The sequence below is a fragment of the Ligilactobacillus sp. 110_WCHN genome (genome assembly GCF_030518115.1).
Classification (GTDB): Bacteria; Bacillota; Bacilli; order Lactobacillales; family Lactobacillaceae; genus Ligilactobacillus; species Ligilactobacillus aviarius_C.
In genome coordinates this window covers 1-21,168 of sequence record NZ_JAULLI010000002.1, presented here as the reverse complement: position 1 = coordinate 21,168, position 21,168 = coordinate 1, and the positions used below count along the sequence as shown (strand labels likewise).

16 protein-coding genes are annotated in these 21,168 nt (G+C 38.9%); 11 read left to right on the top strand and 5 right to left on the bottom strand.

What is annotated here, in order from left to right; translation table 11 throughout:
* Positions 1-65: 65 nt before the first annotated feature.
* Positions 66-1,901, top strand: coding sequence for a translation elongation factor 4 (gene lepA / locus Q3C15_RS01035; protein ID WP_057828042.1), 1,836 nt, complete (start codon positions 66-68; stop codon positions 1,899-1,901).
* Entirely contained in the window at positions 1,891-2,148 is a 258-nt protein-coding gene (locus Q3C15_RS01030) for a hypothetical protein (RefSeq protein WP_143453665.1), read from the top strand. The genes lepA and Q3C15_RS01030 overlap by 11 nt, the downstream gene beginning before the upstream one ends.
* A gap of 42 nt (positions 2,149-2,190) precedes the next feature.
* On the opposite strand, the gene Q3C15_RS01025 is transcribed toward Q3C15_RS01030, so the two are convergent.
* Positions 2,191-3,000 carry a pyruvate, water dikinase regulatory protein gene (locus Q3C15_RS01025; RefSeq protein ID WP_302703528.1) on the bottom strand — a complete coding sequence of 270 codons (810 nt, stop codon included), beginning with the start codon at positions 2,998-3,000 and terminating at the stop codon, positions 2,191-2,193.
* 216 nt (positions 3,001-3,216) lie between these two features.
* Between Q3C15_RS01025 and Q3C15_RS01020 the strand changes: the two genes are divergently transcribed.
* The 9 genes from Q3C15_RS01020 to Q3C15_RS00980 all read left to right on the top strand — a co-directional run bounded on the left by Q3C15_RS01020 (position 3,217) and on the right by Q3C15_RS00980 (position 18,267).
* Entirely contained in the window at positions 3,217-3,966 is a 750-nt protein-coding gene (locus tag Q3C15_RS01020; RefSeq protein ID WP_302703526.1) for a gamma-glutamyl-gamma-aminobutyrate hydrolase family protein, read from the top strand.
* Positions 3,959-5,305, top strand: a complete 1,347-nt coding sequence (locus Q3C15_RS01015; protein ID WP_302703524.1) for a glutamine synthetase family protein — start codon at positions 3,959-3,961, stop codon at positions 5,303-5,305. Before Q3C15_RS01020 ends, Q3C15_RS01015 begins: the two co-directional genes overlap by 8 nt.
* 10 nt (positions 5,306-5,315) lie before the next feature.
* Positions 5,316-6,428 carry an amidohydrolase family protein gene (locus tag Q3C15_RS01010; RefSeq protein WP_302703522.1) on the top strand — a complete coding sequence of 371 codons (1,113 nt, stop codon included), beginning with the start codon at positions 5,316-5,318 and terminating at the stop codon, positions 6,426-6,428.
* A 15-nt stretch (positions 6,429-6,443) separates the two neighbouring features.
* On the top strand, positions 6,444-7,772 hold the full coding sequence (locus Q3C15_RS01005; protein ID WP_302703521.1) for an APC family permease: 1,329 nt from the start codon (positions 6,444-6,446) through the stop codon (positions 7,770-7,772).
* 141 nt (positions 7,773-7,913) lie between these two features.
* Positions 7,914-11,825 carry a PD-(D/E)XK nuclease family protein gene (locus Q3C15_RS01000; RefSeq protein WP_302703519.1) on the top strand — a complete coding sequence of 1,304 codons (3,912 nt, stop codon included), beginning with the start codon at positions 7,914-7,916 and terminating at the stop codon, positions 11,823-11,825.
* 1 nt (position 11,826) lies between these two features.
* Positions 11,827-15,876 (top strand): helicase-exonuclease AddAB subunit AddA, encoded by a 4,050-nt coding sequence (gene addA / locus Q3C15_RS00995; protein ID WP_302703517.1) that lies wholly within the window; start codon positions 11,827-11,829, stop codon positions 15,874-15,876.
* A gap of 156 nt (positions 15,877-16,032) precedes the next feature.
* A complete protein-coding gene (rpsU, locus tag Q3C15_RS00990) occupies positions 16,033-16,218 on the top strand; it encodes a 30S ribosomal protein S21 (protein WP_003694124.1) in 186 nt (61 codons plus the stop codon).
* 34 nt (positions 16,219-16,252) lie between these two features.
* Complete coding sequence (locus tag Q3C15_RS00985; RefSeq protein ID WP_057828047.1) at positions 16,253-16,696, top strand: GatB/YqeY domain-containing protein; 444 nt, start codon at positions 16,253-16,255, stop codon at positions 16,694-16,696.
* Positions 16,697-16,830: 134 nt separating this feature from the next.
* Entirely contained in the window at positions 16,831-18,267 is a 1,437-nt protein-coding gene (locus Q3C15_RS00980) for a C69 family dipeptidase (RefSeq protein ID WP_283580613.1), read from the top strand.
* A gap of 900 nt (positions 18,268-19,167) precedes the next feature.
* Here the strand turns inward: Q3C15_RS00980 and Q3C15_RS00975 are convergent.
* The 4 genes from Q3C15_RS00975 to Q3C15_RS00960 all read right to left on the bottom strand — a co-directional run bounded on the left by Q3C15_RS00975 (position 19,168) and on the right by Q3C15_RS00960 (position 21,139).
* Complete coding sequence (locus tag Q3C15_RS00975) at positions 19,168-19,587, bottom strand: hypothetical protein (RefSeq protein WP_302703511.1); 420 nt, start codon at positions 19,585-19,587, stop codon at positions 19,168-19,170.
* 11 nt (positions 19,588-19,598) lie between these two features.
* A complete protein-coding gene (locus Q3C15_RS00970; RefSeq protein WP_302703510.1) occupies positions 19,599-19,931 on the bottom strand; it encodes an HTH domain-containing protein in 333 nt (110 codons plus the stop codon).
* Entirely contained in the window at positions 19,918-20,343 is a 426-nt protein-coding gene (locus tag Q3C15_RS00965; protein ID WP_302703509.1) for a hypothetical protein, read from the bottom strand. The genes Q3C15_RS00970 and Q3C15_RS00965 overlap by 14 nt, the downstream gene beginning before the upstream one ends.
* Before the next feature lie 364 nt (positions 20,344-20,707).
* Entirely contained in the window at positions 20,708-21,139 is a 432-nt protein-coding gene (locus tag Q3C15_RS00960; protein WP_283580607.1) for an HTH domain-containing protein, read from the bottom strand.
* Positions 21,140-21,168: the final 29 nt, after the last annotated feature.

Here is a 21,168-nt window from a genome sequence, read left to right as displayed (position 1 = left end):
TGTATCGTCCTATATCTTGATATAATAAAAGTTAGACATTATTGGACGAAAGTGGGGACGCATGAATGGATTTGGAAGAAATGAAAGAGCGTCAACGGCATATTCGCAATTTTTCAATTGTTGCGCATATTGACCATGGAAAATCAACGCTTGCCGATCGAATCCTTGAAATGACCGATACGGTTTCAAAACGTGAAATGCAGGATCAGTTGCTTGATACAATGGATCTTGAACGCGAACGGGGAATTACGATTAAATTAAATGCGGTTGAATTGCATTACAAGGCCAAAGACGGGGAAACGTATATTTTTCACCTGATCGACACCCCGGGGCACGTTGACTTTTCTTATGAAGTTTCACGGTCACTTGCCGCTTGTGAAGGAGCCGTGTTAGTTGTTGATGCGACGCAAGGGGTTGAAGCTCAAACGTTAGCAAACGTTTACCTGGCACTTGATGATGACCTAGAAATTTTACCGGTCATTAATAAGATCGATTTGCCATCAGCTCAACCTGATAAAGTTAAAGAAGAAATTGAAAATGACATTGGGTTAGATGCTTCAGACGCTGATTTGATTTCTGCCAAAACAGGGCTTGGTGTTGATCAGGTTCTTGAAGACATCGTCAACAAGTTCCCGGCACCAGATGGCGACCTTGAAAAGCCATTGAAGGCGTTGATTTTTGACTCGGTTTACGATGATTATCGTGGCGTTGTTTTAAGTGTCCGTGTCAAAGAAGGAACCGTTAAGCCGGGAGATAAGATCTTACTGATGAACAGCGGTGCGAAGTATGAAGTTACTGAAGTGGGGGTAAACTCCCCGAAACCATTGAAGCGTGACATGTTGATTGCGGGAGATGTTGGCTACATCACTGCTTCAATCAAAGATATTCAAGATACCCGGGTCGGGGATACAGTCACCAATGCAGATGACCCGACAGACGAACCGCTTGCTGGTTATCGTGAAATGAGTCCAATGGTTTATTCTGGGCTTTATCCAACTGACAATGCCAAGTACAATGATTTGCGCGAAGCACTTGAAAAGTTGAAACTAAACGATGCGGCCCTTGAATTTGAACCCGAAACATCGCAGGCCCTTGGCTTTGGTTTCCGGTGCGGTTTCTTGGGATTGCTTCACATGGATGTCATTCAAGAGCGGCTTGAGCGTGAATTTAATTTGGAACTGATTACAACGGCGCCATCCGTAACGTATGATGTTGAATTGACTGATGGCAGTCACGTTGCCGTTACGAATCCGGCTGAAATGCCTGAAACGACAATGATTAAGCAAATCAATGAACCGTATGTCCGGGCTGAGATCATGGTTCCGAATGATTATGTCGGGGCGGTAATGGAACTTTGCCAACGTAAACGGGGGCAGTTCGTTACCATGGAATATCTTGATGACAACCGGGTAAATGTCATTTACCAAATGCCGCTTGCGGAAATCATCTTTGATTTCTTTGACAAGCTGAAATCAAGTACCCGCGGCTACGCTTCGCTTGATTATGAGTTGGATGGAACCCAACCAAGTGAATTGGCCAAAATCGATATCCTGTTGAATGGGGACAAGGTTGATGCCTTGAGTTTCATTTCTCACAAGGAATTTGCTGAAAAACGGGCCCGGTCGATCGTTGAAAAGCTGAAGAAGATTATTCCGCGGCAAAACTTCGAAATTCCGATTCAAGCCGCAATTGGGGCCAAGATTATTGCGCGGACCAATATTAAGGCTTACCGGAAAGATGTTACTGCCCGGATCCATACTGGGGATCCCGACCGACGGGCAAAATTGCTCGATAAGCAGAAACGCGGGAAGAAGCGGATGAAGGCTTTAGGAAAGGTTGAAGTGCCGCAACAAGCCTTTATGGCAGTTTTAAAGACGGATGATGAAAGCGATGCAAAATAATCAAATTCGAAATGCCCAAATGGGAATGATCGTTGCGGTTGTAATCCAAATTATTTTATGCATTCTAAATGTTAAATTATTTGGAATCGTCACAGCACTGCTTGTGATTTATGCAATTTACGGGTTAGTTAAAATTAAAACGAATCCGGAATACTGGATCAAGTTGCAACGGGTAACAACGGTCGTAATTATCCTTGAATTCCTTTTTGGATTTTCAGTGGAATATTTATTTAAAAATGTGATTTAACAAAACAGGTTGAAACGTTCGTTTCAACCTGTTTTTCTTTTCCTATTTTTGTTCTGGCAAACTTTCAATGATCAACGTTGCAGTTTCTTCAATTGATTTATGAGCAACGTTGATTACAAGGCATCCTAACTTACGATAAAGTTCGTTCGCAGCACTCAGTTCGCTTTCGATGTTTCCAAGGTCTGAGTATTGGGTATTCGGATCAAGCCCGTAAGCAATCATCCGTTGTTTGCGAATATCATTTAAAATTTCAGGATCATTCGTTAACCCAAAGATCTTATTTTTATCGACCTTGAAAAGTTCATCTGGAATCTTAGTGTGCGGAACTAACGGTAAGTTGGCAACCTTATAACCTAAGTTGGCAAGGTAAAGCGAAAGCGGTGTCTTGGAAGTTCGCGAAACACCTAGAAGCACGATGTCCGCTTTCGTAAAGCCCGATGGATCTTTACCGTCATCGTAATTTACAGCAAATTCGATTGCTTCAATTCTCTTGAAGTAATCTTTATCCGTTTCGTGGTTGATTCCCGGCTTGCGAAGCGGTTTTTCATTCGTTTGCTTTTCAAGTTCGGTTAATAAATCACCCACCGCATCATAGTGATTTAAGTTATTTGCCGTGCAAAACTTGTTTGTATGCTCGGTTAAGTCTTTCGTAATGAACGTATGAATAATGAATGCATGATCACGTTTAGCAGAATTTAAGATTCCTTGTAAGATCGAGACGGTTGTGATAAATGGGAAACGTTTGATTTCAAACTTGGTTTTGGGAAATTGAACGGTGACCGCCTGCGCAAGGCTGAGCGCCGTTGCCCCAATTGAATCTGATACGACGTAAATTTTAACATTTGATTCCATGAAAATCCTCCTTGCATAAAAGCGCTTTATTTACTTATATTATAATGTTTATTCGCATTATTTGTCTAGATTTAAAGTAATCAATATGGAAGTATTTTAATTTTATGTTAATCATGATTTAAGTTTAATTAAAAAAGTATTTGCGAATAATATGTGGTATAGTTAAAGCAATTGAGATATATTTATACAACCATTTTTTAGAAAGAGAGTGATTTTATGAAACCAATTATCGGTATACCGTGTGATGAGTTAATCGAAGTTAATCCTAGAATGCCGGAGGATTATCCAACTTATATTCCGCATGATGTAAAAGAAGCGGTAATTAAGACGGGTGCTATTCCAATTGGTTTACCATTCTCGGAATTGAGTGAACGGACAGAAGAATTGGTTGACGAATATATTCAGATGATTGATGGTCTACTTATTCCTGGTGGGCCGGATGTGAGTCCCTACTACTATGGTGAAAATCCTATTCCTCAAATTGGATTAACATTGCCGCAAAAAGATTTCTTTGAAAGAGCTTTAATTAACAAAGCAATTAATAAAAGAATTCCAATTTTAGGGATTTGTAGAGGAATTCAAATGGTAAATGTTGTGCTGGGAGGGACATTATATCAAGATGTCTATACACAAGATCCAGATGTAAAAATCCAACATAGTCAAGCCACAGTTGGAAACTTCAGAACGCATTATGTAAGAACAACTGAAGGAAGTGTTTTGAGAGAGTGTGTTGGTGAAAAGTTACTTGTAAATTCGCGACACCACCAAGCAATAAAAGATGTTGCCGATGGATTAAAAATTACAGCTATTGCGCCTGATGGAATAGTTGAAGGGCTTGAGTCTAAAGAAGATGATTCGATTGTTCTGGTTCAGTGGCATCCTGAGAATCTATGGCAAAAGGATCAGACACAATTGAAAATCTTTAGTAATTTTGTAGATCGAGTACAGGAGAGAAAAAATGAATGATTTAGACTACATCAAGGAATTACAGGCTAAGGGAGTCGAGCTATTAGAATTCATGTATGTGGATTATACTGGGATTCCTAGAGCCAAAACAATGTTTCTTGACAGTATTGGAACGCATCTTTCAAGCGGAATGGGAATTACGAAAGCAATGATGGCATCAACTCTTCAAGATAGTATCGTTGACTATCCTGAACTTAATGCTGTTGGAGAGTTCAGATTGATTCCTGATATCCAAACCATAAAATGTTTACCTTATCAACCACAAGTTGCAACAGCTGCATGTGAATTTTATGACTATGATACGCGTTCCCCATTAGATTTGGATAGTCGTTTTTTATTAAAAAAAGTAATATCTAGTTTAAAAAATATGGGCTATGATGCATTAGTGAGTTTAGAAAACGAATTTACGATTTATAAAAAAGATGAAAACGGAGAGTTACGAAAATTAGATGACTTTATTTGCTTTTCAACTGAAAGCAATGAAGAAATTTATGATATTATTTTAGAAATCACGGCTCAGCTAAGAGCAGTTGGCATTAAACCGTTAGAATTTTATCACGAAGCAGGCGTAGGACAACAAGAGTTTCCTATTGAACCGACAGACCCTGTAAAAGCTGCAGACAATGAAATTATGTTAAAAAGAATAGTAAAAAAAGTTTTTAAGAGTCATAGTTATTATGCAACTTTTGCACCAAAGCCCAATCTATCTGAAGCCGGTTCTGGCGCGCATCTTCATGTATCATTATGGAAAGATGGACGGAATGCTTTCCTTGATGAGAATAATGGCAGATTAAGTCAAGTAGCAAAATACTTCATTGGCGGGGTATTGAAACATATAAATGCAATATTGGCTTTCACATGTCCAAGTGAGAATTCGTATCAAAGGCTGAAACCTTCAAATTGGAGTAGCGACTATGCAATCTGGGGAATTGATAATCGCGAAGCAGCTGTTAGAGTTCCGTCGACGTTTTGGAATGATGAAGAATCTACTTTAAACGTGGAGCTGAAATCTAGTGATGGAACTGCTAATCCATATTTAGCTATTGCAGCCGTAATTTCTGCAGGAATCGATGGGATTAAAAGAAAAATAGTTCCCCCGGAAGAGATAATGTTTGACCCTCAAAAGTTAAGTAGGTCTGAAAGAGAGGAAAGAGGTATTTTTCGTTTGCCTAGAAATTTAGGGGAAGCGGTAGCCGCTTTGAAACAAGATGATTATTTTAAAGAATGTTTTTCTTCTGAGTTCGTTGATTTGTATTCTCAAATTAAGGAGTCAGAATTGTTAGCGTTAAGAGATTTTTCATCAAAACAGATTTCAGATTACTTTTTAAAGAAATATTAGGAGAATGAGGATGAATCAAGATATTTTCAAATTAATTCACGAGACGCCTTTAATTGACCATCATTGTCATTTTTTGATCAATGATGCATCTAAGAATCGTGAAATGAGGTTAGCTGATGTCTCTACTGAAGCGGACAGTAGCTATCCATTATCAGACACAAAGGAACGAACTGCATGGTGGGCTTTTAAGAGCGAAAGCAAGAAATTTTTAAAAACAGATAATATTGAGAGCTTGTCAACAAGTCAATATGTTAAATTCAATCATGCACTTTTTAAAAATTATAATTTTAAACTGTTAATGATTGATACGGGTTTTGTTCCGGATAATGCAATTGAAAGTGAAGAAAAAACAGAAGAGTTAACAGGCGTAAAGGTTAAAAAAATTTTTAGAATAGAAACATGTGCAGAAAAGTGTATGTTACAAAACGAAAATTTTTTTGATTGGTGGGAAAACCTTAAACAAGACATAATACACGCAAAAGCAAATGGTTTTGTGGGCTTTAAGTCGATCGCAGCATATCGTACAGGACTATGTATAAAAAATCCTTCGGTAGCAGAAGCAGAAAGTGCGTTTTATGATTGGAAAAAATCAGGAGTTTCACGACTGACAGATGCTGTGTTAATAAACTTTATTTTATGGAACATTGCGTCTACGATTATCGAACAAAATATGCCGTTACAGTTTCATGTAGGTTATGGGGATGCAGATGCTGATTTATATAAAGCTAATCCTCTACTAATGCGTGAATTTTTGAGAGCCTGGTGTTATCAGGGATTAAGTGTAGTGTTGTTGCACTGTTATCCATATCATAAAGAAGCCGGATATTTAGCAAGCGTGTATCCTAATGTTTATTTTGACACGTCATTGGTAAATGCGTTGGCTCCAACTTCAACAAAAGAAGTTTTAAATGAGGCATTACATTTAGCCCCTTATTCAAGATATTTATTTGCATCAGATGCAAGTACATACCCTGAGATGTATGGAGTAGCCGCTGCAACGTTTGAGTCTGCACTGGCTAGCCATCTTAAAGGATTAGACTTTGTACCATATAGTCAGAAAGAAAAGTGGATAAACGAAGTTTGTTATTTAAATAGTATGAACTTATATAATTTAAAAAAATAGGATAGGAGTTTAGAGATGGAGAATAAGGATTTAACAGGGATTCAAATTTTAGGATTGTCAGTTGCAATGTTAGCACCTTCAGGGGCAATGGCATTTAACACTGCTGGAGCAGTTCAGAATGCTGGGATGACAGCGCCGTTAAGCTTTCTTTTAGCTGGAATCGGAATTTTATTTGTTGGCTTTTCATTTGTACAGTTAGGACGAGTAATTCCAGGTGAAGGTTCAGCATATGCTTATAATTCAAAAGCTTTGGGCGAAAGAATGGGTTTTATTTCAGGATGGTTGTTAATTTTAACATATGTAACTTTTGCCTTTAGTAGTTCAGCAATTGTAGGAAATTTCCTTAATGTTTTTTTAGAGCACTTTGGGATTAGGCTTCCTGTTCCATTATATGTTATTGCTGTTTTGCTTGTGGGTGGTTTTTTAAGCCATTTTGGAATTGAGTTTTCAACAAGACTAGCCTTAATTCTTGAAGCGTTTGCGGTTGGTGCACTTTCGGTTTTGACAGTTATTATTTTGCTTAAGGGCGGAATGCATGGCCTGTCAGGTAAGCCATTTAATCCTAAAAATGGAAGTATATCAGGTATAGGTTCAGGAATGATCTTCGCAATGATGTCTTTTGCTGGGTTTGAAGGTGCAGCAACAATTACTCACCGTGCAAAGAATTACAAAAAGGCAATTACAGTTGCAATTATTGGATCAGTTGTATTTGGAATGTTCTTTTATTTTATTGTAAGTTACACTGAAATTATGGGATACGGTTTGAATAATATTGCGGCGATGAAAAATTCGGCAGCACCACTTAATTTTCTTGCCACTCATTACGTTGGAAAAGCGATGGCCATCTTCATTGATTTTGCTTCTGTGACTAGTTATTTCGCATGTTATTTTGGTGCACTTAATTCAGGAGCGTTTATGTTAAAAGCGATTGCTGATAGAGGATATCTAGGATCATGGATCGCTAAAACATCAGGGAAAAAGAATACACCTACCCATGCACTTGATACTATCACGGTTTTAGCGTTAATTTTCTGGGCAGTGATTGGAATTGGAATGAAAGTGAACGCAGGTGATTATTATAACTATTTAGGAACAATCGGAACGATTGCTTTATTGTTAGTTTATGTTCTTGTAAATGTTGGGGTTATTTTTTACTTTAAACGCGATAACAAGAAAAAAATTATGAGACATTTGATTGCACCAATCATTGGAATTTTAGTAATGATTTTCCCAATTTATAGTAACTTATGGCCGATTCCAAGCTGGCCAATGAATATTTTTCCATATATTGTACTGGTTTGGTTGATTTTAGGTTTCTTCATGAAGAGAAAATCTAAAGCCTAATTCTAGTTATTATTACGACTTCGTTGTCATCGAAGTCGTATTTTTTATTTTTAGATAATGGTAGAAAAAGCGATACAATATAATATAAAGTGTATACTATGAAAAGCTCTAATTTAATTAGGTTAAGAGAGGATTTATTTTATGGGAGTTCAATTTGTCTTGGGTAAGGCATCAATGGATCACGAAGCCGTAATGCACCATCAACTTTCAACTTGGATGCAGGAAGATCCAGATGCCCAGTTCTTTTATTTAGTTCCGGAACATATTAAATTCGAATCAGAAGTAAACGTTCTTGATTATTTGAGAAAGGAAAAGCAGACGCAATTTTTCGCAAGTGCAAACGTGCAGGTTTTGTCATTTACCCGGTTTGCATGGTTTTTTTTGCGCAATTCATCGGTGTTAAACCGGCAAAATTTGAGTCAAACGGGGCTGGCAATGCTGGTTACGCACTTGCTGAATAAAATTCAAAAGCAAGATTTAACGATTTTCAGCAGTGAGCAAAGTCAGGCTGGGTTTGCTGCCAAATTAGCTGACCAACTGATTGAATTTCGATTAAGCGGGTTTGAACCGGAAGATTTACTTGAAATGCAAAAGGCCGCTATTAACCAGCACCAATCAAATTTAGCGGACAAGTTAGGTGATCTTGCGGTCATCTATCAAGAATTTTTAAACGCAAAGGTCAATGGTCAGTTGTTGCTTGACCAATTCCTTGATCCAGCCAAGTTGATGGATCTTCTATTTGAAGAATTACAACGCCTTGATTTAAGTCATCAATATTTTTTGATCAGTGGTTTTGACCAATTCAATGCCCGTGAAATTAAAATTTTAAAGCACTTAATGCAGAATGCCCATGACGTGATGATCAGCTTGCCGCTTGACGATTTAGCATCTAAAAAATTACCGCGACCGAATGAACTTTTTTACCGTCCGGCTAAGCTTTACCAGCAATTACGCCACTTAGTTCCAGCCCAAAATATCAAAATCCGGTGGGCATTAACACCCAAGGTAAACTCAAGTTTGCAAAAGCTTGAAGACGATTGGATCGCCAACCATCGAATTGGTGTCCAACCAAACGTTGAACTTTCAAAAGATGAAAAACAGCAAATTTCAATTACCCAGACAGTTGACCGAATTAGTGAAGTCAAATGGGTTGCTGGCAAAATTCGGCGAATGGTTGTTGAAAGCCAGCAAACGGATCACCCATATGAATATCGTGACTTTTTGGTTTTGACTCCCGATACATCGAAATATCAGAACCTGATTGAACCGGTCTTTGAACAGTTTCAAATTCCACTATTTACGGATCTGACCCAAACAATGGCATCGCACCCATTGGTTGAATTCATTCTGGCATTATTTGATGTTCAACAACATGGATTTAATTACCAATCGATCATGCGGTTTTTGAAGACGGAACTGTTTATTCCCAAGCAAATTATTAAGGGGCGGACCTTAGAATTAATGCGGAAACGCGAGCAACAATGGCTGCAAGATAATCCGAATAGTAAGCCGATGATTCCAATTCCAACCGATACCGAAGAGGTTGAACTTCGAAGAGCAGCAACGTACCGGAATACGCTTGATGTGGTTGAAAACTATCTGTTGGCGCATGGAATTCAAACGAAGGCCGCCTGGCAAAAAGAATGGATCGTGCAGGAATTGCCACGGAATGAAAAGGAAACGACGGAAGAGTTACTTGAACGTGAACGGCAACTGACGATCAATCGAAATGCTAATTTGTTGCGGGAACAGGTTTTAGAGTTATTTGAAAATTATCAGCAGGCATTAAAGAGCGTTAAAACTGGCCGCGATTTTGCAGTTGTGTTGTACCAGACCCTTGAAAAGGCGGAAGTTGCCGAAACGTTGCGGCAATGGCAACAAGGGGCTCAACAGATCTTAAGCGAAAAGCACCAAGCAACGGATGCAACACTGCATGGAAATGCGGTTGATCCTACCCGACCGGAACAGGTTTGGAATGTCTTTTGTCAGTTGATGGATGAATATGTTCTTGCTCTGGGAGATGAACCATTTGATCGAGAACTGTTTATCAATGTCTTCCAAAGCGGGTTTGAAACTGCATCATATAAACGGGTTCCATCAACACTTGACCAGGTGATTTTTTCGCAAAGCGGCAATGCTCAAATGCAAAATCGGAAAATCACGTTTATGATTGGAGCGACTGATGATGTAATGCCGGCGAAAGTTGAAGATCAAAAATTGCTTTCAGAAGATGATCGGAATGTTTTAAATGACATTTGGGACTCTCCGGCAGATGATGACAAGTTTTTGCCAGAAACATGCGAAATGCGGATGGCAGAAGAACCATTTACGAATTACATTGCATTCATGAGCCCTAGCGAGCAGTTGCATTTTTCATATCCGATCAACGATTCTGACGGGGCAGAACTGAAATTATCAGGTTACGTTGAAAAGATTAAGGACGATCTCAATATTCCGATTAACAAGTTGGGATTGATCGCGCCCAATTACGGCCCGGAAATTATTCAGTATATCGGGACCCCGATGACGACGATTAATGAATTGTTACGACTGAGTCGGGATTTGCAACGGCAAAAGGAACAATTATCACCGGAATGGTCGACAATTTATAATTACGTCAAGCAGCAGGATCCGCAACGTGTATTGCGAATCTTTAACAGTTTGAATTATTCAAATGATGTTTTACCAGGAACGCCAGTTGATGAAAACGGGCATAAAAAGCTTGATGAATCCTTGGTTAAGGAACTTTACGGCAATGAGATCTTTGGTTCGATTTCCCGGCTTGAAACCTACTTTAAGAATCCATACGAATATTTCTTGAAGTACGGGTTAGCGTTGAAGCCGCGGACGATTTTTGAACCAACGAGTGCCAATGTCGGCGATTTCTTCCATGATGTCATGGCAGCTCTGATCGATCATTTGCAACAGGATGGGGCAACCTTATCAACGTTGAAGTCTGATGATTTTGATCAATTGCTTGGTCAAGTATTGGGTGAGATCAGTGCGCTTGATGAATTCGATGTCTTTAAGCAAACTGCGCGGAACCGTTATTTACAACGGCGGTTAGTTCAATCGACCCGGAAAGTTTCGCAGGCAATTTACCGGCAGCATCGGAAACGGAAAGTCTTTTCACTGAAGACGGAAGCAACGTTTGGGTTTGGCAATGACGCAGTCTTGGCCGGCAAACGGTTTAAGGCGGTTGACGTTCAACGAACCCCAACTCCGCAAATGAACCTGCAGGGGCGGCTTGACCGTATCGATGTGATCGAAGACTTAAAGCACCATCTTTACTATAATGTCGCTGACTATAAGTCCGGCAGTATTAATGCCAAGTTGGATAAGTTCCTTGTTAAATCCTTCAGTGGAATTTCATTGCAACTCTTAACATACCTTGCAGTTTTACGGGATAATCAACCGCAATTATTGCAGATGCTTCGCCAGAATGAAGCGATTCAATCCCAAATCGCAGATGCCGATCAGCATGAAATTTCACTTGGAAGCGCAGTTTACTTCCATTTGGGAACGCCGCAGGAAAAACAAACAAATTATCAAAAGGTCATGTCAGCGAAACAAGCCATCAGTCATGCCGATTCGAAGTTTGTTTATGATGGGATTTTTCGAAGCGGAAAGGAAGATCCGGAAGATTACGTGAAGGCTTTAGGAACGATTTATGAAAATCAGGACGTTGAATTAAATCTTGATAACTATAAACTCAGTCTTCTTAAGAGTGGCAAGTTAAGTAAGGCAAGCTTAAAGAAAATGTATGACCTGGATCACTTTAACGCATTGCTTGACTTGGATTTATATAAGATCAGTCAGGCAACCAACGATATTTTCAGCGGAGTTATTGATCTTGCGCCATATAAGCTTGCAAATTCAACGGGACTGGATTTCTCCGATTACTTGCCAATTATGACGTTTGATCCGATGATTGGAAACCAGTACCGTGATCTTAATGATCTAACCCACATTTCTGCGGATGAATTATGGCAACAGATTGAAGCGGAAAGTGAATTGTGGCAGTCGATCAAGAAACAGGTTGAGGAGGATTAAAATGGCAGAATTTAAAGATTACGCAACCCCGAATCAAATTAAAGCAGTTGAACACCGTGGACATGACATTTTAGTATCTGCCTCGGCTGGTTCAGGGAAAACAAAGGTTTTGGTCGAACGGATCAAGGATGAGGTCCTAAACGAAAATGCAAATATTTCGCGGATGCTGATCATGACCTTTACGAATGCGGCAGCTAAGGAAATGAAGGACCGGCTGACGAAAATCTTAAATACAGAATTGCAAAAACAGATTCAAAATCATGGAACGCCGCAATTAATTAGTCACTTGCAAAGGCAATTAACAGCGGTTAACGTTGCTGATATTAGTACAATTGACTCATTTTGTTTACGGTTTTTGAAAAAATATTACTATGCAATTGACCTTGATCCGAATTTCCGGGTGCTGGCGGATGAATCAGAACGGAATGTATTACGCGAAGATGTTTGGCAAGAAGTTCGCGAAAATTTTTATCAAGCATATGAGGATTTGAATCAGAAATCGTCATTAATGGATGACCAACAAGAATTGCTTGAAAAGTATAATGACTTTTTACAAGTCTTTGTTCAGGATCGCCGGGATGACGATTTAACAGATGTCGTGTACCGATTAAATGATTTTGCCAGTGCAAATGAAAATCCAGATCAGTGGCTGGCTGCCGCACCACAAAATTATGAATTTACGGAAGAAACGTTTACCCAGACACCGGTTTGGAAGCAAATTTTGAAAGATGATGTGGTCAATAAGCTTCAAACGATTGCGGATAACCTACAACGTTACCGGAAAGCCTTTCAAACGATCCAGGTTCCGGCAATGCAAGAATTTTATAACATGAAAGAAAAACCGTTGAAAAAGTTGACGGCTAAAACGGATGAAGATTTGGCCTCGATCGATCAAATTTTGGGACAGATTCAGAGCATGCTTGAGCAAATCGAACATGAAGCACTTTCATGGGATGATTTACGCAAGCAAGTTAAACAATTGGAATTTAAGGCCAAAATGTATGCCAAAAACCGCGATTTTGCAGCAGATGACGATGATTTATTGAATCAAATCGATGCAATTAAGCAATTCAAGGATGCTGCTAATCAAGGCGTTAAAGGATTATTGAACGCCGAGCTGTTCTATTCAGATTCACAGTTAAAGGAAATTTTAAAACGCGCCCAAGGAGTCGTTGAACTTGTGGTTGATCTTGTTCAAAAGTTTCGGCAACGGTATTTGCAGGTGAAGTTGCAGCGGCACGCCTTAGAATTCAGTGATCTGGAGTATTTAACGCTTAAAATTTTGCATGGTAATGATGATATTCAACAAAAAATTCGCGAAGAATTGCAGCAGCATTATACGGAAATCATGCTTGATGAATACCAAGATACAAATGGTGTTCAGGAAGCAATCGTTCAAGCAATCGCCAACCATAATTTGTTTATGGTAGGAGATGTTAAGCAGTCAATTTACCGGTTCCGGCAAGCTGATCCAAGTTTATTTATGCATAAGTATCAAACTTTCAAAACTGAGGAAACGTCGAACGATTTTTCAAACGGTGAATTGATCGTTTTACAGGAAAATTTCCGGTCGATCAAAAACATCGCTGATCTGACGAACTTGATCTTTATGCAAATTATGGATCAAAATCTGGGCGAAATCGACTACGATCAACAAGCATTTTTGAAAGCGGAAAATCTGGCATACAAGAAGGAACAACTGGTTAACAATATTCCGGCAAAGGCATTGATTTATCTGCAAGATTCAAAGGCTGAAAATGATTCGGAAGACGCGCCCGCTTTTGAATTGGATAGCCAAACGCAAGCCCAATTCGTGATGATTGCGAATGAGATCAAGAAATTAATGGATAACCAGACCCAAATTTTTGACCGTGATCAGGGTCAAATGCGACCGTTGCAGTATTCCGATATTGCAATTCTATCGTCATCTCATCAGGATAGCTTATTGATCAATGAAGAATTTAAGCGGCTGGGGATTCCAACGGATGTTGATGAAACTAATAATTACTTTAAGACGACTGAAATTCAAATTATGATTTCGTACTTGAAAACCATTGATAATCCGCATCAGGATATCCCATTGGTTGCAGTTTTGCGTTCACCAATGTATCAGTTTGATGAAGATGAATTGGCATATTTACGGATCAATCACCCGCATGGCGATTTTTACAGCACGATCACTGATTATTCAACTCAAATGATCAATCATCCGGAAAAATTAAAGCCATGGGATGAAACGCGCCGGCAAACTTTAAATGCGAAGGTCCAGCAGTTTAACCAGGATTTGTCAACGTTTCGGGTGCAAGCCAAACGAAGCGAAATTGCAGCGTTGATCTGGAACATTTACACAACAACCGGCTTTTTGGACTATGTTGGCGGCTTACCTGGCGGAGCCCAACGGCAAGCGAATTTGCATGCGTTGTACCAACGGGCAACGGCATATGAAAAGACAAGTTTCAAGGGTCTGTTCCAATTTATTCGGTTTGTTGAACGAATGGATCAGCAACAACGTGATCTTCCAGAAATGAAAATGCAGGTCAATGAAGACACCGTTAAATTCATGACGATCCATAAAAGTAAAGGGTTGGAATACCCGGTTGTCTTTGTGACGAATCTAAGCAAACGATTCAACATGCAGGATTTGAATCATAAGTATGTTTTGGATGATCAATTTGGAATTGGGTTAGATATCGTTGAATCTTCAAAGCAGACTTTAAAGCGGGATCATGATGTTGATCTTAACGAAGATGACGCCATTGAAATTCAAGAAACAACCCCAATCAGCATTGCAATCAAGGAACGGATCAAACGCAAAGCTTTAGCTGAAGAAATGCGGAAACTTTACGTTGCTTTGACCCGGGCTGAACAACGAATTTACCTGGTCGGAACGTATGTTGATATTGAAAAGTGGGCAACGGCTTGGAGTCAAACCGAAAGTGAAGCCGTTCTTTTTCCGGAAAATCAACGGTTTAGTAAAGGCAACTTTATGGATTGGATCGGAATGGCGCTTGGACGGATGCCAAACCTCGCGGACCATACAACCTGGATCACGCTTGATGATCAGCAGCAGGTTACGCAGCAACGCGCAGCAGATCAATTTACGGATTGGAAAAAATACTTTAATGCGGAGCGGGTACCGCAAGCGGTTCGTGAAAATGCATTGAACTTTGAAGTTGAACTGTGGAGTAAGGGGGCAGTTGCCGCTTTACGGAATCAAACTTTTGAAAACGGGGCAGCAACGGATGACCAATCAATTTTACGTGATGCGATCAGTCAACCAATGGATCCTACGATTCAATCAATTTTAGATTTTCAATATCCGCACCTTGAATTGACCCGTGAATCGGCATATCAAGCGGTAACGGATATTAAGCGCCTTTTCGATGATCCGGATAATAATTTGATGGACCAATTACAAGCGGAAAACTCCGATAATTCAGCTCAAGTTGAATTAAACGTTGTTGATGAAACACCAATGGTCACCACGAAGGTCCATGCATTTCGGCAACCGAACTTTATGACAACGGAAGTCATTGCTTCGCCGGCCAAAATCGGAACGGCAACCCACTTGATTTTTCAAAAATTGGATTTAACCCAGCCGATTTCGGCGGCAACGGTTCAACAGCTGATTGATCAATTGATTCTTGAAGGGTCGATTACAAAAGAGGTTGCTGCCAAAATTGATATTGCCGGAATCTTAGCGTTTTACCAAACTGAAGTAGGGAAGAAAGCTTGCACCAATGCCCAGCAGGTTAAACGCGAAGTTCCATTTGCAATGCTTTTACCTGCGGAAATGCTGCCATCGATCAGTGAAAAAACGGATAAGCCAGTTTTGATTCATGGAATCATTGATGGGTATTTTGAAGATCAAGAAACGGGCGAAGTCTATCTATTTGATTATAAGACCGACCATGCGTCGCTGAAACAGATTGAAAAGGAATACCGGGGCCAGATCAATTTGTATGCGATCGCCCTGCAGCAAATCACCGGCAAAGCGGTTCATCACTGCGTTTTGTATTCCGTCAATAAACGGAAACAGATCGATCTGTAATTTGATGAAAAAACAATCATATATTTCAATAAAAAATTGCATTATCATCTTGATAGTCTTTAATAAAATATTGTATAATAAACGCGAACTGTTAAGATGAAGTACTTAGGTACGGATTAAGACGGTTACTTTAAAGCTCGGAGGGAGGGAAACACCATGTCAAAAACAGTCGTTCGTAAAAACGAATCTCTTGATGACGCTCTTCGTCGCTTCAAACGTTCCGTTTCAAAAACAGGTACTTTGCAAGAATATCGCAAACGTGAATTCTATGAAAAGCCAAGTGTAAAGCGTAAAAAGAAGTCAGAAGCTGCACGCAAGCGTAAAAACAAGCGTCGTTTCTAATTTTAGGCTTGGTTAGCTTAAGGAGGCAATTGTGATGAGTTTAGCTGATTCATTACAAAAAGACATGATTGCTGCAATGAAGGCAAAGGATAAGGAAAAGTTAAGTACTGTCCGGATGCTGAAGGCAGCGGTAGCTAACGAAAAAATCAATGCTGGTCATGACTTATCTCCAGAAGAAGAAATTGCTGTTTTGTCCCGTGAATTGAAACAACGGAAAGATTCCCTTGAAGAATTCAAGAATGCTGGCCGGGAAGACTCAGTTAAGCAACTTGAAAAGGAAATCGAAGTTGTTCAAAGTTACTTGCCAAAACAATTAAGCGAAGATGAAGTGAAGGACATTGTTCAAGAAACAATCAATGAAGTTGGCGCGACATCCAAAGCTGATTTTGGTAAGGTAATGGGCGCTGTAATGCCGAAATTAAAAGGCAAGGCTGACGGCAAGTTAGTTAACGAAACAGTAAAGTCATTGCTCAGTTAAGAGGGAAGAACTGTGGTTTAACGCCACAGTTTTTTTGTTTGGCTGATGATCTTTGCAATTTGATAGTAAACATTGAATGCAATTTGATGAATATGCTAAAATAACGGTAGTTTAGATAGAAATGAGGCATTATTATGGAACAAATCGAACGTGCTTGTACATCAATGCTTGTAGGTAAAGATGCAAGTGCTGATGGTTCAGTAATGATCGCTCGAAATGACGATACATTCTTGCCATTGACACCTCAACGTTTTTACATGCACCCAGCATGGCATGGTGAAAAAGGTAAGAAGATCAAATCATGGTTAAACGGTTTTGAAATGGAATTGCCAGAAAATGGTTACCGCTACAATGCCGTTCCAAACGTAGATTACAAAAATCATGGTTACTATGAAGAAAGCGGAATTAACGAAAAGAACGTTGCCATGTCAGCAACTGAATCAACTTATGGTAATGAACGCGCCCTTGCATTTGACCCGCTCGTTAAAGATGGATTGGATGAAGACTGCATCGTGAACGTTACGCTTCCATTTATTGAATCAGCCCGTCAAGCGGTTCAATTCTTAGGAAAGATCATTAGTAAGTATGGTTCACCAGCTGGAAACTCAGTTTTATTTGCTGATAAGAACGAAGCATGGTACATGGAAATCGTTACGGGTCACTTATGGTTAGCTCAACGGATCCCAGACGATGCCTATGCCGTTGTTGCTAACGAAGTTGCAATTCAACAAGTTGACTTTGATGACACTGAAAACTTCCAATGGGCTGATGGAATTCAAGAATTCGTTGAAGAACACCATTTGAATCCTGATAAGGAAGGTTGGAACTTCCGTCACATCTTTGGTTCATTTGACGAAAAAGATCGGCATTACAATACACCACGTGTATGGTACGGTCACCACTTGTTCAATCCTGAAATCGAAGAAGATCCTGAATCAGGTGAATTACCGTTTATCATGCGGACAAATCACAAGTTTACGCCAGATGACATTGAACAATACCTTGGTTCACACTACAATGAAACTCCATACGATCCATACAGCAAGGATTCAACGGAAGCCGATATGTACCGTTACCGTCCAATCGGCTTGAACCGGACCCAAAACTCACACGTTCTTCAATTGCGGAATGACGTTCCCGAAGAACAACAAGCGGTAATGTGGTTATGTATTGGATTCCCAGAATTTGCACCATACATTCCATTCTACACAAATGCAAATGATACGGATCCAAGTTTCTCAGAAACACCAATGGAAATGGATGTTGATTCAGATTCTGCTTACTGGATGTACCGTCACATGTCAATGTTGGTTGAAAGCCACTACAGCAAGTTTGTTCAAGACAACCGCGATTATTTGAAAGAATGCCGGCGGGTTCAACGGCGGATGTTGTGGCAATTTGACCAAGAAGCAGCTAAGTTGCATGGTGAAGAATTGACTGAATTCTTAACCCAAAAGAACTACGAAATGGTTGCAAAGATGAAGGCAATGACCAAGAATCACATGAACAAGTTGATCATGAAGGGAATTGAACTTTCGAAATTGACCTTTAACATGGATAAGAATTTGTAATTTCTAGTTATCTAAAGGCGCTTAAACATGCGATATAATAGGCTTTTTAGTTTTAATGTATCTGTAAATAAAGATACAAAATGAGTAAAAAGAGACCCTAAGGGAGACCCTGAAATAAAAAGTAAATTGCTATAATATCAGCGATTACAGAGGCTTTTTAACAAAAAGGGAGACCCTAATATAAAGCATGTTTGCCCGTCTTTATAATTTCAAGAAATGATATAATAAAGTCAACTTAACAATCTTAGTAAAAAGCACGCTTAGAATTTCTAGGCGTGTTTTATTTATGTTCGGATGCTTTTGTTTGCCGGCGTCAAAATGACACTCGTAAAATTCAGGCTTATTTTGCGTTTTAAGGCGCTCTATATTGATTGAGTGTATTTGTATTAAACTGCGGTAAAATTCTTTTACGATTAAAATAATCGGCTATATATTTGATGATATATCAATTATTCAATCGAACGAATTTAATAACCGATTTTGAGAATTGTATTATTTTACTTGTCCTTTTTATGTACCTGACTTTTAGGACTTTCAGCATTATATCCATGTAGTAAAAAGTAGTGCGCTTATAATATGGTGTAAATGGATGCTAGGGCTTTGTATCAGCAATAGGTTGCGTTTTATGTCAGGTTTAATCAGGTTCTACTTTTCTTTAGTATGTATCAAAAGTAACGTTTCTTTTTATGACGTTGCAAAAGGTGCATTTCATCAATTTCTAACCGTCAACCCGAAAACCGCCTTGACGGTAAAAAAATCAGGTTTTGTCAGGTTCATTCTTGGTTTTAGTGTGGTAAATTAGGCGCTCTGAGTTTAATTTAGAGTAAAAAAATAACGCACTCCGGTGGGCGTATTTTATAGAGTACGTTATAGAAATAAAATCTTTTTAAGAAAACCGTATTAAACTGGTAATTCCTTTAATGACTTATAAATCTTTTTGGCTTGCTCTGTTGTTACATCAGTAGTTAAACAGAGCTTTTTAACATCGCTTAGCGTCAGTTCATTAATCAGCATCCCAATTTCACTTTTTAAAGTTCTATACTTGATTGCTAGGCGTTTACCTTGGTTTAATTCCTTGTTATATTCGCTTACTGCCTTGTTGTAGCTCTTTAGTTCTTCATCATTGGTTACATCGTCAAAGATGTCTTCATGAATGAATAGACTTAACGGAAACTTAGGCTTGTAAGTCCGTTCATGTTTTAACTTAATCAAGTGTTTATCAAGGCTATTTTTAAGGTTATATACTCGTTTATTTGAGTTGGTTAATTTTCTACCAACGTCAACAAGTTCTGTTAGGTCAGATATTAATAAATCGATCATATTACTACCCTCTACATTACTTTAATGTGTTTATCCCAGTTCTTTAAGTCTGCGTTTGCTAGCCCGTTGATGTTCTTCATCATCGTAGTGGCTTGATTTGATAACATGGCCACGCATTTCATTCGCTCATTTTCATCCTTAGCGATTGAATATCCGCTATTTGTTCCGAAACGTTTAGAGACAATAGGGACACCTTTAAAACGAAGCCTTGCTACTATTTCCATGATTGTACGCTTATCAATCTTGGTTATTTGATGTAATTCCGTTGATGTGATAGGTGTTCCGTGAGATTTGATAATTGATAAAATTTTAGCTTCCCGATTGGTTAATTTAATGTTTTTCAATATAGTCATCCTTTCTCAAATCAATATCCGTAGCCATTGCTAACATATCAGCAAATAATAAACATGCGTTTCTAGCTATGGTAGTCTTGATTGTTGTTTCACTGTATTGTAGTTTTTGACTAATTTGCCAAATAGATAAATGCTCAAAAAAGCGATACTGAATAAATTTTTTATAGCGGTCATCTCGCATCCATTCCACGATGTTTTTTACCGTTTCAACAATGTTCTTACAGTAAACAGCGGTTATTGCTTTGTTTTCTTGGTGGTTTGTATTATTCCGGTTTGCTATTCCGTCATAGCTTACGCTTTTCAAGTCTGCCAATTCTGCTAACTGGCAATATCTTTCAAAATCATGTTTGAAAAAGTATCTAACATTATCGTAAATTTGTTTCTCGTGCTTAGTAAGCGTCATTGATGCATTCCACCTCGAACGATATAATTTAGATACAAGTTAATGATTGACGTTCGGGGATGCTACTAAGCATCTCTTTTTATTTATCTCTACATACTCTTTATTTAATATCTACTTAGATAGAGAGAGTGGCGCGCTCTTTTGTTCAACTCTTTTACTCTATTCTTTTATTAATTCTTTTATTATATTCGCCAGTTCTGTCGTACCCATATCGCCAGTTCTGTCGTAGGGGGTACGACAAATCTGTCATAGTGGGTATGACAAATCTGTCAACGGTAAACCGATTATGATACCTAAAACAGGTAAATTCACAATTTACTCATAATTTACCGCCGTCAATTTGACGCCCGTAAAAATGCCTTTATTACGGGCTTTCTTCCATTTTGAAATATTCATCAATAATATTTTGGAAATAATCTTTTTTATCGGATGCAATATCCTTTTTTTGAGCTTCTAAATTACTTACTTGATTGAATAAATCAGGGAACTTTTTATCTTTCCTATGTTTTAATGCTACGGTTCTGTAAACTTCATCAGGGTAAATATGGCGCTCTGATACCGAATTACCTTTATATTTGTTTATGCGGATAATGTAGTTTAGTTGTTCTAACCGTACTAAGCTCCTTTGAATTGAGCGAGTACTTACGTTTAATTCATCCGCTAGTAATTCATCTTTGGTAAAACAGTAGCCTCTTACACGGGATAGAGTTATTATTCGTCCATATAAAAGCCCGTCAAGCGGTTTTATCCCTTTAACGCTTAACATACTGGTAGGTGTTGCAACGTATTTAACCATGCTAAAACCTCGCTAATTTGAATGGTTTA